This is a genomic window from Thalassobacter sp. 16PALIMAR09, from assembly GCF_000765485.1.
Lineage (GTDB): Bacteria > Pseudomonadota > Alphaproteobacteria > Rhodobacterales > Rhodobacteraceae > Thalassobacter > Thalassobacter stenotrophicus.
In genome coordinates this window covers 353364-365816 of the sequence record NZ_JHAK01000001.1, presented here as the reverse complement: position 1 = coordinate 365816, position 12453 = coordinate 353364, and the positions used below count along the sequence as shown (strand labels likewise).

The following is a 12453-nucleotide window of genomic DNA, read 5'->3' as shown; positions in this document are numbered from 1 at the left end:
CACTTCTGGGGATTTTTACTTCGGCATTGACACACGCTCCCGCAATCGCCAGGAGGAGGTCTGGCGTATGGGCAAGACCAAGGTTGGCAAGCTGATGCAGCTCTTTGGCGCGTCCATAGATGCCATGGCCCGCGCACAAGATCTGGGGCAAGATCCCTTTGCCGCGTTGGATGCGGATGTCGGGTGGGAAACGCTGTTGGGCAAGCGTGACGAAATCGTTGACTTCGGAGAGCTGGCAACCAGTGACCCGCTCGCTCTGGCGGCCGAGCGCAATGCCTATATGCGAAAGTTTGCCCCTGCCTTCCTTGAGGCTTTCGAGTTCAACGCCACCGATGCGGGGGATGATCTCAAGGGCGCGATCACCTTGCTGCGCGACCAGAACCGTACCGGAAAACGGAAGCTGCCCGATGATCCGCCGATGCCCTTCGCGGCTAAGCATTGGCCGTCTCTGATTGTCCAGAATGGTAAGCCGCTACGGCGTGTGTACGAAACCGCCGTTGTTTCCACCTTGCGCGAGCGCCTGCGCGCCGGGGATGTCTGGGTCGACGGCAGCCGTGAATATCGCCGGTTCGACAGCTACCTGCAGCCACGGGACAAAGCCGAAACCATCATGCGGGATGCTGGCTTCGAGACAGACCCGGAAGCATGGTTGTCTGATCGGCGGGCAACGATGGAGAAACGCCTTGAGCAAGTTGACCGCGCCCTGAAGCGCAATGCGCTTTCTGGTGTCCGCATTGAGCGCGGGCGGTTGAAGATTACGCCGCATGACGCGGTCACACCGCCCGCTGCCCTGCGCTTGGAACGGGCGATCGATGCCGTGATGGCTCGCATCCGTATCACGGAATTGCTCTGGGAGGTGAATGCGCAGACCGGGTTCCTTGATGCCTTCACCGACCTGCGGTCTGGCAAGCAGCACGATGAGCCAGCCGCCGTTCTGGCCACGATCCTGGCCGGGGCCACCAATCTCGGCCTGGAACGGATGGCCCATGCCTCATCGCGTGTCAGCCACGCGCAACTGACCTGGGCGCAGACATGGTACCTTCGGCCGGAAACATTCGCGGATGCCTTGGGGCGTATCGTCGACGCCCATCATAGTTTGCCCTTTGCGCAGCACTGGGGCGCGGCGGAGCACAGCTCATCGGACGGCCAGTTCTTTGCTGCCAATCGCGGCAGTGGGCTCATCAACGCGAAATATGGTCCTGATCCCGGTCTGAAAATCTACTCCTTCCTGTCGGGCCAGTACGGATCCTTCCATTCCAGCGTCATCGGGGCGACGGCAGGCGAAGCACCTTTCGTGCTTGATGGCCTCCTGAGCAACCCGGCCAGCTTCGACCCGCTCGTGCATTACACAGATACCGGCGGCGTGTCGGACCATGTCTTCGCCCTGTTCCATCTCTTGGGGATGACCTTTGCCCCGCGCCTACGCGACTTTCCAGACCGGCGGTTGGCCTGCTTTGGAAGCGCGAAGGCATGGCCCACCCTGTCCTCCCTCATCGGGAGGCCAATCAACGAAGAGGTAATCCGACAGTATTGGGGTGACATCATGCGGCTCGCGGCCTTGTTCGTCGGCGTCGAGACCAGCACGATCTTACGGTTCCAGAAGGTTACAGTCCGCTTCTTCGCGAGGTTGACCGGGTCGCCCTCGGCCCCTGCGCTGAACGGATAGCGGTCGACCTCGTCGCACAAGAGCAGCCGGATCGGGCGGCTCGCCAGCCCTGAGGGTGCGTTGGCGCCCACAATGGTCAGATGCCCGCCCGGGAACCGTTTGTGCAGGATCTTGTTGTTGCCGTCCCGCGAGCGGGGATCTGCAATCTTGCCCTGCAGGCAGGGCGTGTCGCGCGCCATCGGCGAGAAGCGGTCTTTCGACCAGGTTTCCGCATCCCGTTCGGTCGGCATCACCACCATGATCGGCGCCGGATCGTGGTCGATGTGATAGCCGACCATATTAAGGATCGACTCCGACTTGCCGATTTGGCTGCTCGACATGATCACGACGGTTTCGGCTGCCGGATCCGAGATCGCATCCATAATCCCGCGCTGGTATTCCGCGCGGCTCGTGCGCCACTGGCCAGGCTCGGCGCTGGCCTCAGAGCTGAGACGGCGGTTCTGATCGGCCCAATCGCTGATTGTTAGGTCCGGCGGCGGCTTCAGCACCGCCAGCGCCTTCGCCACCGTCCGCTTCAGGATCGGTGACCCATTCAGAGTGAGCGCACTCCGCGAGGTCAATGTCGGCTTCAAGTTCAATGTCTGGCTGCGCGAGATCATCGAGCACCTCGCGGATGGCGGCGCGGATCAGGTTCCGGGTGTCTCCGACGGTTGATTGTTCAAAGGCTTGTGGTGCCAGCCGGTCAGGCAGGGCCAAGAGGCGGGTTCTGAGAAGCGCCAGCACGGCGATCCAGGCCGCCTCGATCTGTTCGGCGGCGATCAGCGAGCGGCGCTTTTCTTCGGCTTCCATCTCGGCAAGGTCGGCCCGCGCCCGGATGAAGCGCGCGCGTTCAGCGGCATAGTCCGGTGCTCCCGCCTGCGCCTTCAGCGCCTGATCACGCAGATAGCGGACATAGCCACGCACAGACCCGATCAGATCATACTGGCCGCGTTCGGCCTTCGGGATTACACCCTCGCGGCTCAGTTGTTGGACCCGCCGCTCCGAGAGGTCGAGCAGGCGCGCGATCACGCCGATGGGCTGGGTGGCGGATGACATTCGCAGACCTCGAGAGTGCGATTAACCGTATGTAATTGCGTCGAATTCACTGGATAAGCCTCGCCACTAGAGCGAAGCTCAAGACAGCACCCAACGCAATTCAGGACGCATCGAGATGAGCCACCGACCAACAGCCCAAGACGCGTTTATCGCCAAGAAGGCTGCGATCGACACGATGCTCGCGCGGCTTCAGGCGCTGAGCGCAGAGCACTTCAACACCGACCCCGACGAGGTCCATTGGGGGCATGTCGGCAACCTCGACTATTACGCCGAGCTCCTGAAGCGCATCACCGACAGTGCCTTCAAGGAAGGCGAACACGCGGAGTAGACCCCATGGAAACCACCAGCATTCGGCTCCCCATCCGAAACCTGCCCGAACACTTCGACCGCAGCCGCATCACCGTCGTCCTTGAAGAGATCGAAATGGCCCTGATGGACGATGGGGGCGTTTACGGCAGAACCTTCGCGGACAGCTTCACCATCACCGTCGAAGTCCCGACCCATCAGCTGATGGATACCGCCAGCTGCCTGAAAGACCTCGGCCTGATCTAGCCCTCGGGTTTTGCCACCCGAATGGCCTCGAAGAGCCGCCGCAGCAGGAACGAGCGGATTATGCTCACGCCTGTGAACAGCAAGCCCATTTGCAGATTTTGTGCGAGCGTCGTGTGCAGCCCAAAGATCGGAAAGATCAGGATTTGTGTCATGACCGCGACGCCGTAACCGACGATCACGTTGGTGATCGCTTCAATCAGTGACATGAGGCGGGACTGTTTCATGCGGCCTCGCGCTCTGCCTTCAGCGCCTCGAAAGTGGTGTCACTGCCCTCAAGCGACGCCTGCTTGCCGGTGAACTTCTGCCAACGCGCAACCGCCACATCGACATAGGCCGGGTTCAGCTCGATCCCGTAGCATACGCGCCCTGTCGTCTCGGCCGCGATCAGCGTCGTCCCGGATCCCATGAAGGGTTCATAGACCGCCTGCCCGGGGCTCGAGTTGTTCAGGATCGGACGCCGCATGCATTCGACGGGTTTTTGCGTGCCGTGGACGGTCTTTTCGTCCTGATCCTTGTTGGCAATCTGCCAGAGCGTGGTTTGCTTGCGGTCGCCCGCCCAATGGCCCTTGCCGGATTTGCGCACGGCATACCAGGCAGGCTCATGTTGCCAGTGGTAATCTCCCCGGCTCAGAACCAGCCGATCCTTCGCCCAGATGATTTGGGACCGGATCGTGAAGCCCGCGACCTCAAGGCTTTCCGCCACGGTCGCCGCATGCAGCGCGCCGTGCCAGACATAGGCGACATCGCCAGGGAACAACGCCCAAGCCTCGCGCCAGTCAGCGCGGTCATCGTTCAGCACCTTGCCGGTGCGCTTGGTCTTGGCCGCCCCCGCCTGATTGCGCCAGCTTGGGTCGTAATCCACACCGTAGGGTGGATCGGTCACCATCAGCAGCGGTTTCACTGTGCCGAGCAGCCGCTCGATATCCGTGGCGACCGTGCTGTCCCCGCAGAGCAGCCGGTGGTTGCCCAAGACCCAGAGATCACCCGGCCGACTGACCGGATACTCTGGGGTTTCCGGAACATCGTCCTCACCCTCTTGCGGGCCAGTGTCGTCCTCGAGGCTCGACATCAGCGCGTTCAACTCGTCCTCAGTGAAACCCGTCAGCCCGAGGTCAAAATCCGCCTCGAGCAGATCCGCTAGTTCGAGGTTCAAGAGGTCCTTGTCCCACTCGGCGTTTTCGCTGGAGCGGTTATCCATGATGCGGAAGGCGCGTGCTTGGCTGACCGTCAGCCCTTTGGCGATATGCACCGGCGCGGTTTTGAAGCCGAGCTTGCGAGCCGCTTCCAGCCGCGTGTGCCCGGCGAGTACCACCATCGCCTCATCCACGACGATGGGCTGCCGCCAGCCGAACTCCTGGATCGAGGCGGCGACCGTCGCAATCGCCTGCTCGTTGCGGCGCGGGTTGCGCGCATAGGGAATGATCTGCTCGAGCGGCAGGTCGACGACGTCCATGGTGATGTCCTTGGAATGCTCTCGAAACGAAATGGGGTCGGATCCCCATTTCGGTTCAGGCGGGTTGTGTCAGGCCGTCAGGCCTTTGTTTCCTTGAGATTTCGCCCGAAGCGAAACGAAACGGGTATTTTCAGGGGTGTCACTGGGAAACCCTCGGGCGTCGCCCCCCCGTATACGTTTGGGGCCAGGAAGGACCCGCGAATTCAGTGGGTTAGCGCGCTGGATACCAGCTGGACCCTTTGATGGACCCCGGAAGCCAGAGAAGTATCCACCAACAAAAACGGGGAGAGCCGTCTTCCAACGCACTCTCCCCATTCTGCCTTATGAATAGCACAGGAATGTTGCACGTGTCGAACACAAAAGTGTTGCAACATATTGGTTATAAGTCAGGATTCAATCGGCGATGAAGATCCCTACCTGTCGTGAAAAATGGTACAGATTTCGCAGCGACCCAGACATTCTCACCAGTTCTAGGATTGCGCCGCTGACCTTCGTTGCGATGGCGGACACTAAAAACACCGAACCCGCGTAGCTCAATACGACCCCCAAGTTCGAGATGGCCCGAAATCGTATCAAACACTGACGCCACAACCTTTTCTGCGTCGGCATTTGTTAGATAGTGGTTTTCTTCCGCAAGTAGCGCCACCAATTCACTTCTTTTCATAATTCCCCCCTCAGCCCCAAATGCAAAGCACTTCAGCAATGCGGGCAAGTCCTAGAAGACCCGCCCGCCCGATTTGAGTCAATCAGCGTTTAGACGCGATGCGATCTTGGCTAGGGCAAGCTTGTGCTTTCGCCATGCTGTTGTGCGGTCAACCCCCAGTTCATAGGAGATCTCCTTCCAGGGACGCCGAGCCGCCCGAGACCAGATCAGCTTGCGCTCGGCCACCTCAATCCAAAGCACCCAATCGAAGGTCTGCTCAAGCCGTGTGATCGACGCCGCCGACGGCCAGACCCGCATCGGCTGCGGCTCCATCGCAGCGATCTCACGGCTGGTCCGTGCGATGTCAGGCCAGGCGTTGAAGTACCCCTTTGCCTTGACCGGTGGCAGCTTGCGCAGCGTGCGGAACGCTTCTTCGAAATGATCCGCGACATCGTCGGCGGTCCATGTCCCTCTCTCACCCATGGCGCACCTCCCCAGCGGGGCGTGGCCCATAGAGTTTTGTGCCTAATTGCTCGACCAGTTCACGTTCCGGCCAGGTCAGGCGTTGGTCGTCGACGCTGACAGCCAGCAAGCCCTGTTCGTGCCAACCGTCCCGTTTGACCTGATCGGGATCACGGCGGTGTCCACCATAGCCTCTGGGTGTAAACCTCATGCCACACCTCCCCGGGTCTCAATGGCCCAATGCAGGATGGCGATGGCGTCCGCCTCATTGTCATCCGCGGGGCTGAACCCACGACGGCAGGCAGCATCGATCATCGCCTGCTTGTTGGCGTTGCCCTTGCCGGTGGCGTGGCGCTTGATCGTGCCCACTGGCACGCCCTCATAGGGAATGCCCCTCAGCTCGCCCCAACTGGTCAATGAGGCCATTAGACCTCCATAAACATGGGCTGCGTCAGTACCAGCGTGGCGGCGAACTTCTTCGAACCAGATCGTTGCAATCGGTCCAGACAGCCGATCAAGTTCCGTTAGCCAGTTGGTGAACCGCAGATAACGCATACCACCGCCATCGTAGCGGCCGGGTTTGAACGACGCTGTCCCGCTGGTGATCAGGCCGTCAAAGCCACGGATGGCCCAGCCGGTGGTCGTGCCCAGATCAAGCGCAAGGATGCAGCGCGGGGTTTGTGTGGGTTGGGTCATGCAGACCTCCTCTTCGATTTGATGAGCAAGGCGAGAGGGCTGGCCGGTGAAGGCTGCGGTCTCGCCAGGCCCCAAAGAGTGGTCTGGTCAGGTAAGGCGCAGGGCGACGAGGCCGCCCGACACTTCTTTCAATTCCTTCAACAGGCCAATTTGAAAGAAGTTAGCCTGTAAGGGTTTGAACTATATGTATAATATACCTTCTTTCAATATTATTTATATTTCAATAGGTACCTCTCCCTCCATCTCATCGCGCGCGAGAATACACACATATACATGTGTCCCCTTGAAAGATTGAAAGAAGTGAAAGAAGTCAAAAATCCATTCCTGAACAGCAACTTAGATCCCGACTTCTTTCAATTGAAAAAAATCCCGTTTTGAAAGAAGTCCATTGTTCACGTCAGGATCCGATAGACCATGGCCCTGCGACCACCTGTGTCGCGCATGCCGGTGGTGATTTCACCACTTTCTATAAGCGTTTCGAGGATCTCATTTCGGTCGCGTGATTTCAACCACTGCGATGCCCGTGTCACCTCGGATTTGGTAATCCCGCTTGATCCAGCTGCACGGATGACTTCCTTGAGCCGCTTTAAATGGGCCTCTGTTTCGGTATCTGCAACATGCCGCTCCACCGCCGCAATCGTCCGCCGCGCATAATGGCGCACAAAATCAATGGCCCAATCTGCGGCCGAGAGATCGATCGCAGGGTTTGTCGGATCGCGCCCAACCGCCACAATCAGCGCCAGTTTCAACGCGTTCTCCCCGATACGGGCCAGGATCGCCGTGAAGGCCGTTCCGCTTGCCGCGCGCAACTCACCCGTCAGCTTTGCGCTCAGCGCTTTGAAACGCGCCCGAGCCTCCTCGGTCATGGGCACGATAGTCGGGTTCACAACAGTGTTCTGATCCGCCGTCTTGCCTGCAAGATTGCCTTTCTGGTGCCCACCGCCAGAGGCCACGCTTTGCAACCCGGCGATCAGCGCGGGATCAGCTTGGCGCATGCCCACGGCGATGTTCTCGTCTGGATAATCCTCATCACTCGGCAGGATCAGAAAGCGCGCAAGCGAGCCATCGACGACGTTTGCACCCTGCAATGCGCCCCAGAAGTGCAAGGGCGTCGTAGTCCCATAGACACTCAGGCAGGGTTGATTGATATCCCGCCGCTCGTTTGAACCATCACGGTTGGCATATTCCGCACCGAGGAAAATCCCGCCCGCGGCCGTGTAAAGCTCGGTCATATTGTCGAGGATTTCAGTGATGTGGCGTGGACTGCGCCGCCGGTCGGCCGCCGCCGCCAAGAACATGCCAAACTCATCGATCTGGAACAGGATCGCAGGCTGGCGATGCAGCGCGGTCAACAGCCCCGCACCGGAGGCAATCTTGTTGCCGCCCAGATGATGGGCCAGCCCCGCCTCGAACAAGACCTCGTTGATGATCTCGCGGGCGTGGTTTTTGCCTGATCCGCTATCCGCAATGCCCACGACATAGAGGTTCGAGCGCAGGTTGCTCTCGGTGCTATACTGCCGCCCCATGAGCGCACCAATCGCGCAGAGACTGGCGCCGAGCGACAAAAGCGGCTGCGGACGCCGGGCTGTCGACAACATGTAATCGGTCAGATCCCCCACCAACCCGTCCGGCATGACCAGCGTGAATGTCGAGGTGGCCGAAGGTTCATCATCAACCTCGGACTGCTCTCCCAGCTTGGACAAGAGATCCGCCGCTGGATGCTCGCCATCGGAAACAGTGGCCCCATCAAGGCGCAGATCGCTTCCCGGCTGCCAGCCGCGCTCCATGGCGAGGTGGTAGATCGTGCCGGCGCCAATCCGGTCGGGCTTAAAGCTGGCCCAGGCCTTAGCGGTCGCCGCGGACACATCCTTTGCGGCCTGCGCTGACCAGCCAGCAAAGACATCGCCCCCGGCGTCACCAAGCGCCCCCTTCAGCGCCATGCCAATCCGTACCCAGCTGTCATAATCCAACTCCGCATTGGGCAGCCATTTCAGCGCGGCCTCAATGGCGGGCAATGTTCCCATCTGACTATGGGCCTGAAGGTGCTCCGTGGCAGGTGATCCTGTCGCAAGGCCACGTTGGTGCAGATGTTCGGGCAACAGCGTATAGGCCTCATCCAGAAAGGCGCGTGCCATCTCTGCGGTAATCTCAGGCAGCTCCGTGATATCGAGATCAGCCAGCCCCTCCTCTGGCCAGGCATAGGGCGCGCCAGTGTCCGGGTGGTTGGCGTAGGCCACGAACTGCTGCCCGAGGCAAAGCACCTCCAGCGGATGACGTTTAATGCCCGGGAAAGGGGTTTCTGTGCGATAGATCAGCATCCGCTTTGGCGCCTTACCGATGCGCAGCGCCGGCGTGTCCCCCAGCCTCGCGCGGGCCAGGTGCTCGATCTGCAGCGCCAGTTCCGCATCCTCAACGACGTCAATATCAACAGCCGCAACCGCTCCGCCAACAAGCCCGATGCCACACTCGGGCCAAGCCGACCACGTCGTAACCTCCACCTCCGTGGTCGCACGCTCGGTGTGCCGGTTCCACTCGGGATAATCTGCCCACGTCCCGCGCTTGAACTGGCCAGGTTTTTTTGTGCCCGGACCGATCGGCAGGATGCCATAGCCATTTGTGACCAGCCGTGCGCCGAAGCGCGCCATATACGATGTATTAACCATCAAAGGGGCACCTCCGGGGTCATGGCGTCGAGCCGTGTGCGGTCTTGTCCCGCCAGCGCGCGCAGTTGGTCGCAATATCCGGTGATGACCGCATCAAGAAAGCGGTCCCACTCGGTCTCAGTCAGGGTGGCGAGATCCGATTTTCCGATACTCTCGAGGTATTCGCCACCATATTGGCCGCCAACGCTCATTGCCTGCATTTCATTCGGGGTGGGATCGATCATACCTGTCCTCCTGTGACTGATGTCCTGACAGGTGCGTGAACAGAGGTGTTTGCGGCTTTGGTCCCGCCGCTTGTCCGAGACGGTGAATATCGGGTTGAACCAACCAAACCCGCGAGGTTCCCGGTGGCAGACGGCGCAGAGGCCGGAGTTGATGTGGCGCATGGATCAAACCTGTAGCCGGAGATTTCAAGAAAGCGGCCAGACGGGCGCACCGAGATCGCGGTTGGCCGGGCCAGTTGCCCCGCCTGCGCAATGGCATCGTCGACAGAGCGTGGCATCGGGGAGCCCGGCGCGCGCTTGCGCCACCACTCGAGCGCCTTCTGGCGCGCATAGCCTTGATGCGCGACACAGACCCATTCGTTGTAGGACTTGAGCCCGCAGCTATAGGTGACCTTCATTGAGGGCAGCCCGCCGCGCTTGTCATGACGGCTGTAGGACACACCATGCACTGGCAGCCATTGGACCTTCGGAGACAAAACCGGGAGCGTGGCCGCTGTAGGGGCGATCTTCACCTCACGTGCTGGAAAGACATAGCCACAATCAGGGCATTCCGTCGCCGAGAGCGCCATGATGCTGTCGCACTCGGGGCAGACCTTTGTGGGGGCCTCGCCACCCTCGCCATCGCCTGGGCGTTTCGGGCGGACCAGATCGATCGGCCCGTGGCGGCGGACATTGCCCGCAAAATCGAGGACCAGGCAGTTTTTCTTGCCCGGCGCGAGGCGCGTGCCGCGACCAACCATCTGCACATAAAGCCCTGCGGATTTGGTAGGGCGCAGCAATGCTATGAGATCGACGGCCGGCGCGTTGAAACCGGTGGTCAACACGCCCATCGAGGCCAGCGCGCGGATTTCACCGCGCTTGAAGGCCGCGATGATGGCATCGCGCTCCTCCTTTGGCGTATCCCCAAAGATCGTGCGGCAGGTGATACCTTGACGCGCGAACTCTTCGGCCACATGGCGTGCGTGATCCACACCTGAGCAGAACGCCAGCCAGGATTTGCGGTCTTTTCCATGGGTGATGATCTCGGCAACGGCCGCACGCGTCGTCGCGTCCTGATCGACTGCGGCTGCCAGATCACGGGCAATGAAGTCGCCCGCACGTGTACCAACCTTCGAGACGTCGAGCCGCGTATTGGGCTGTTTCGACACCAGTGGGCTGAGATATCCTGCATCAATGAGATCACGCACCGGCGCCTCATAGGCAATGTCAGTGAAGAGTGCGTCCTTGCCCTCATGCAGCATGCCGCTGCCTGTCCGGAACGGTGTGGCTGTAAGGCCAATTACCTTCAGCGCGGGGTTGATCACCTGCAGCGCGTCCAGAAAGCGCCTGTACATCGTGCTGGAATTGCCCGGGATGAGATGGGCCTCATCAATCAGCACCAGATCGGTGTGGCCGATCTCATGGGCACGGCGATGGATTGATTGGATGCCAGCAAACAAAACACGGGCCTGCGCCTCACGTTTCCCCAAGCCCGCCGAATAGATGCCCGCGGGCGCCTCAGGCCAAAGCCCGATCATCTCGGCATGGTTCTGCGCGATCAACTCGCGCACATGGGTCACGATTAGGATGCGCTGATCCGGCCAAGCCTTCAGCACGCCTTCGATGAAGGACGCCATGACGAGCGACTTGCCGCCAGCTGTCGGGATCACCACCAGAGGGTTACCCTTGTTGTTCTGGAAATAGCCGTAGATCGAAGAGATCGCAGCCTCTTGGTATGGGCGCAGGGTCAACATGGTGCGGCCTCCGTATTGCGGGCGTCATTTGACCAGGAAGCGCCATCATTCATGCGGTAGGTGACGATGTCGTCTCCCGCATCGATGACCTCACCCGGCACGAGATCGGGGATGAAGAGATGTCTGCCGCAGGCGGCCCGCTGCTCAGCCGGCGCCAGAATTCTGTCATGACGCGCGCAGTGCCATCCGCCATCGACAGGCGTCGCATGCAGACAGGACCGACAGGTCACAGCGGCCCCGCCACCCTCATGACAGGCAGCATGGTGATCGCAAAAACGACATTCAAACCAAGCCGGGTCCTCGCTGATCCGTGCAGGCGGATGCTGGGCGAAGATGACCCTGTCAGCCTTCTCCAGAAGGCGTTCGGCCATTGCAGGATCGGCCTCAACCCGTTCGATATGCAGCGCGTCCGTGTTCTTGCAGACCGCCATGTAGAGCGCGCGGGTGATACCGGTCAGGTACATGTAAATCTGCATCTGCGCAGCGTGCTGTGGCTTCGATGCCACCACGCCTTTTGCAGTCAAATCGGCAAAGCTTTTTACGCCATGCGTTTTGAATTCCAGCACATGCCAGGTTTTTGGCGCCTCAAGCAGACCAAGGGCGACGCCATCCAGAGAGCCGCCAAAATGACCGCCATGGGCCTCCACGCGGATTTGCCGTCCTGTTTCCGGATCCAGTTCCAAAACAGTCGCCCCGGTGGCGCGCAGGTTGCGCACCATACGGTCTTCTTCAAGCTGGCCGGTCTCAAACAGACGCAGCAGGCGGCCAGAAAAGCGTGACGGCGTCACCCAGCGGAAATCATACCAGAGCGCGCGTGCGCAAGATTTACCAATGATGGATGCGCCGAGATGGTCGCGGAAGCCATCGCCCTGGCGGGCCTCGTAATCGGCGTAGATCGCCGACAGTGTCGGCGTAGGTGGTGCGGGAAGATCAGCCATCACAACCCCTCCCGTTCGCTGCGGGCTTGGGCTTCGGCCAGAATGCCGCTCCAAGTTTCCGGGTCGTGGCGCTCACGCAGGACGCCGATCAGAGCATCTTTCAGCTTTTCACGGCGACGGCGGCCGGTGCCTTTGGCAAGCAATTCTGCCCGTTCACGGCACAGGTGGCGCAGCGCGGTTCTTGCCCGGTGGAACCAATCAGGGTCGATGGGCTTTTGCCCCCGTTGGCGTGCCAGATCAGCAGTAGCAATCTGCGTGCGGATCTTGGCAATATCGTCGTCGAGTTCGATCAACCGGCGCTGGTCATCAGGCAAGCCGGGGCTGATCACGGCCCGAGGAGCCGCGTTATGCAGGTCAGTCATAGGAATATCCTCAGATGGGTTTGGGC

Annotated in this window: 14 protein-coding genes and 2 pseudogenes; 3 read left to right on the top strand and 13 right to left on the bottom strand. The window is 60.5% G+C overall.

What is annotated here, in order from left to right; genetic code table 11:
- Positions 1-26: 26 nt before the first annotated feature.
- Positions 27-1558: pseudogene (locus tag PM04_RS18380) on the top strand (Tn3 family transposase); the annotation flags it as partial.
- Positions 1559-1596: 38 nt separating this feature from the next.
- Here PM04_RS18380 and PM04_RS17570 read toward each other — a convergent pair.
- Together PM04_RS17570 and PM04_RS17295 are read right to left on the bottom strand one after the other, a co-directional pair.
- Positions 1597-2028 (bottom strand): annotated as a pseudogene (locus tag PM04_RS17570) (phage terminase large subunit family protein); the annotation flags it as partial.
- A gap of 58 nt (positions 2029-2086) precedes the next feature.
- Positions 2087-2701 carry a terminase small subunit, Nu1 gene (locus PM04_RS17295; RefSeq protein WP_052077279.1) on the bottom strand — a complete coding sequence of 205 codons (615 nt, stop codon included), beginning with the start codon at positions 2699-2701 and terminating at the stop codon, positions 2087-2089.
- 115 nt (positions 2702-2816) lie between these two features.
- Here PM04_RS17295 and PM04_RS01845 point away from each other — a divergent pair, with 115 nt between their 5' ends.
- On the top strand, positions 2817-3029 hold the full coding sequence (locus PM04_RS01845) for a hypothetical protein (RefSeq protein ID WP_038003080.1): 213 nt from the start codon (positions 2817-2819) through the stop codon (positions 3027-3029).
- Between the two features lie 5 nt (positions 3030-3034).
- Positions 3035-3253, top strand: coding sequence for a hypothetical protein (locus PM04_RS01840; RefSeq protein WP_038003077.1), 219 nt, complete (start codon positions 3035-3037; stop codon positions 3251-3253).
- Here the strand turns inward: PM04_RS01840 and PM04_RS01835 are convergent.
- The 11 genes from PM04_RS01835 to PM04_RS01785 form a co-directional block, all read right to left on the bottom strand.
- Positions 3250-3477: a hypothetical protein gene (locus PM04_RS01835; RefSeq protein WP_038003074.1), complete on the bottom strand. Its 228-nt coding sequence runs from the start codon at positions 3475-3477 to the stop codon at positions 3250-3252. The genes PM04_RS01840 and PM04_RS01835 overlap by 4 nt on opposite strands.
- Positions 3474-4706 carry a DNA modification methylase gene (locus tag PM04_RS01830; RefSeq protein ID WP_038003072.1) on the bottom strand — a complete coding sequence of 411 codons (1233 nt, stop codon included), beginning with the start codon at positions 4704-4706 and terminating at the stop codon, positions 3474-3476. The genes PM04_RS01835 and PM04_RS01830 overlap by 4 nt, the downstream gene beginning before the upstream one ends.
- A gap of 379 nt (positions 4707-5085) precedes the next feature.
- The gene (locus PM04_RS17565) at positions 5086-5370 is read right to left on the bottom strand and encodes an HU family DNA-binding protein (protein ID WP_084212682.1); all 285 of its coding nucleotides are present in this window, start codon (positions 5368-5370) and stop codon (positions 5086-5088) included.
- A 78-nt stretch (positions 5371-5448) separates the two neighbouring features.
- Positions 5449-5832: a DUF6362 family protein gene (locus PM04_RS01825; protein ID WP_038003069.1), complete on the bottom strand. Its 384-nt coding sequence runs from the start codon at positions 5830-5832 to the stop codon at positions 5449-5451.
- The gene (locus PM04_RS01820; protein WP_038003067.1) at positions 5825-6022 is read right to left on the bottom strand and encodes a hypothetical protein; all 198 of its coding nucleotides are present in this window, start codon (positions 6020-6022) and stop codon (positions 5825-5827) included. The genes PM04_RS01825 and PM04_RS01820 overlap by 8 nt, the downstream gene beginning before the upstream one ends.
- A complete protein-coding gene (locus tag PM04_RS01815; protein WP_038003064.1) occupies positions 6019-6507 on the bottom strand; it encodes a crossover junction endodeoxyribonuclease RuvC in 489 nt (162 codons plus the stop codon). Before PM04_RS01815 ends, PM04_RS01820 begins: the two co-directional genes overlap by 4 nt.
- 392 nt (positions 6508-6899) lie before the next feature.
- Entirely contained in the window at positions 6900-9170 is a 2271-nt protein-coding gene (locus tag PM04_RS01805) for a DUF3987 domain-containing protein (RefSeq protein ID WP_038003060.1), read from the bottom strand.
- A complete protein-coding gene (locus tag PM04_RS17855; RefSeq protein ID WP_038003058.1) occupies positions 9170-9394 on the bottom strand; it encodes a DUF6511 domain-containing protein in 225 nt (74 codons plus the stop codon). The genes PM04_RS01805 and PM04_RS17855 overlap by 1 nt, the downstream gene beginning before the upstream one ends.
- Positions 9391-11127, bottom strand: coding sequence for a DEAD/DEAH box helicase (locus tag PM04_RS01795; protein ID WP_152600839.1), 1737 nt, complete (start codon positions 11125-11127; stop codon positions 9391-9393). The genes PM04_RS17855 and PM04_RS01795 overlap by 4 nt, the downstream gene beginning before the upstream one ends.
- Complete coding sequence (locus PM04_RS01790) at positions 11121-12065, bottom strand: PD-(D/E)XK nuclease family protein (RefSeq protein WP_038003055.1); 945 nt, start codon at positions 12063-12065, stop codon at positions 11121-11123. The genes PM04_RS01795 and PM04_RS01790 overlap by 7 nt, the downstream gene beginning before the upstream one ends.
- Positions 12065-12427, bottom strand: coding sequence for a hypothetical protein (locus tag PM04_RS01785; RefSeq protein ID WP_052077278.1), 363 nt, complete (start codon positions 12425-12427; stop codon positions 12065-12067). The genes PM04_RS01790 and PM04_RS01785 overlap by 1 nt, the downstream gene beginning before the upstream one ends.
- Between the last annotated feature and the right edge of the window lie 26 nt (positions 12428-12453).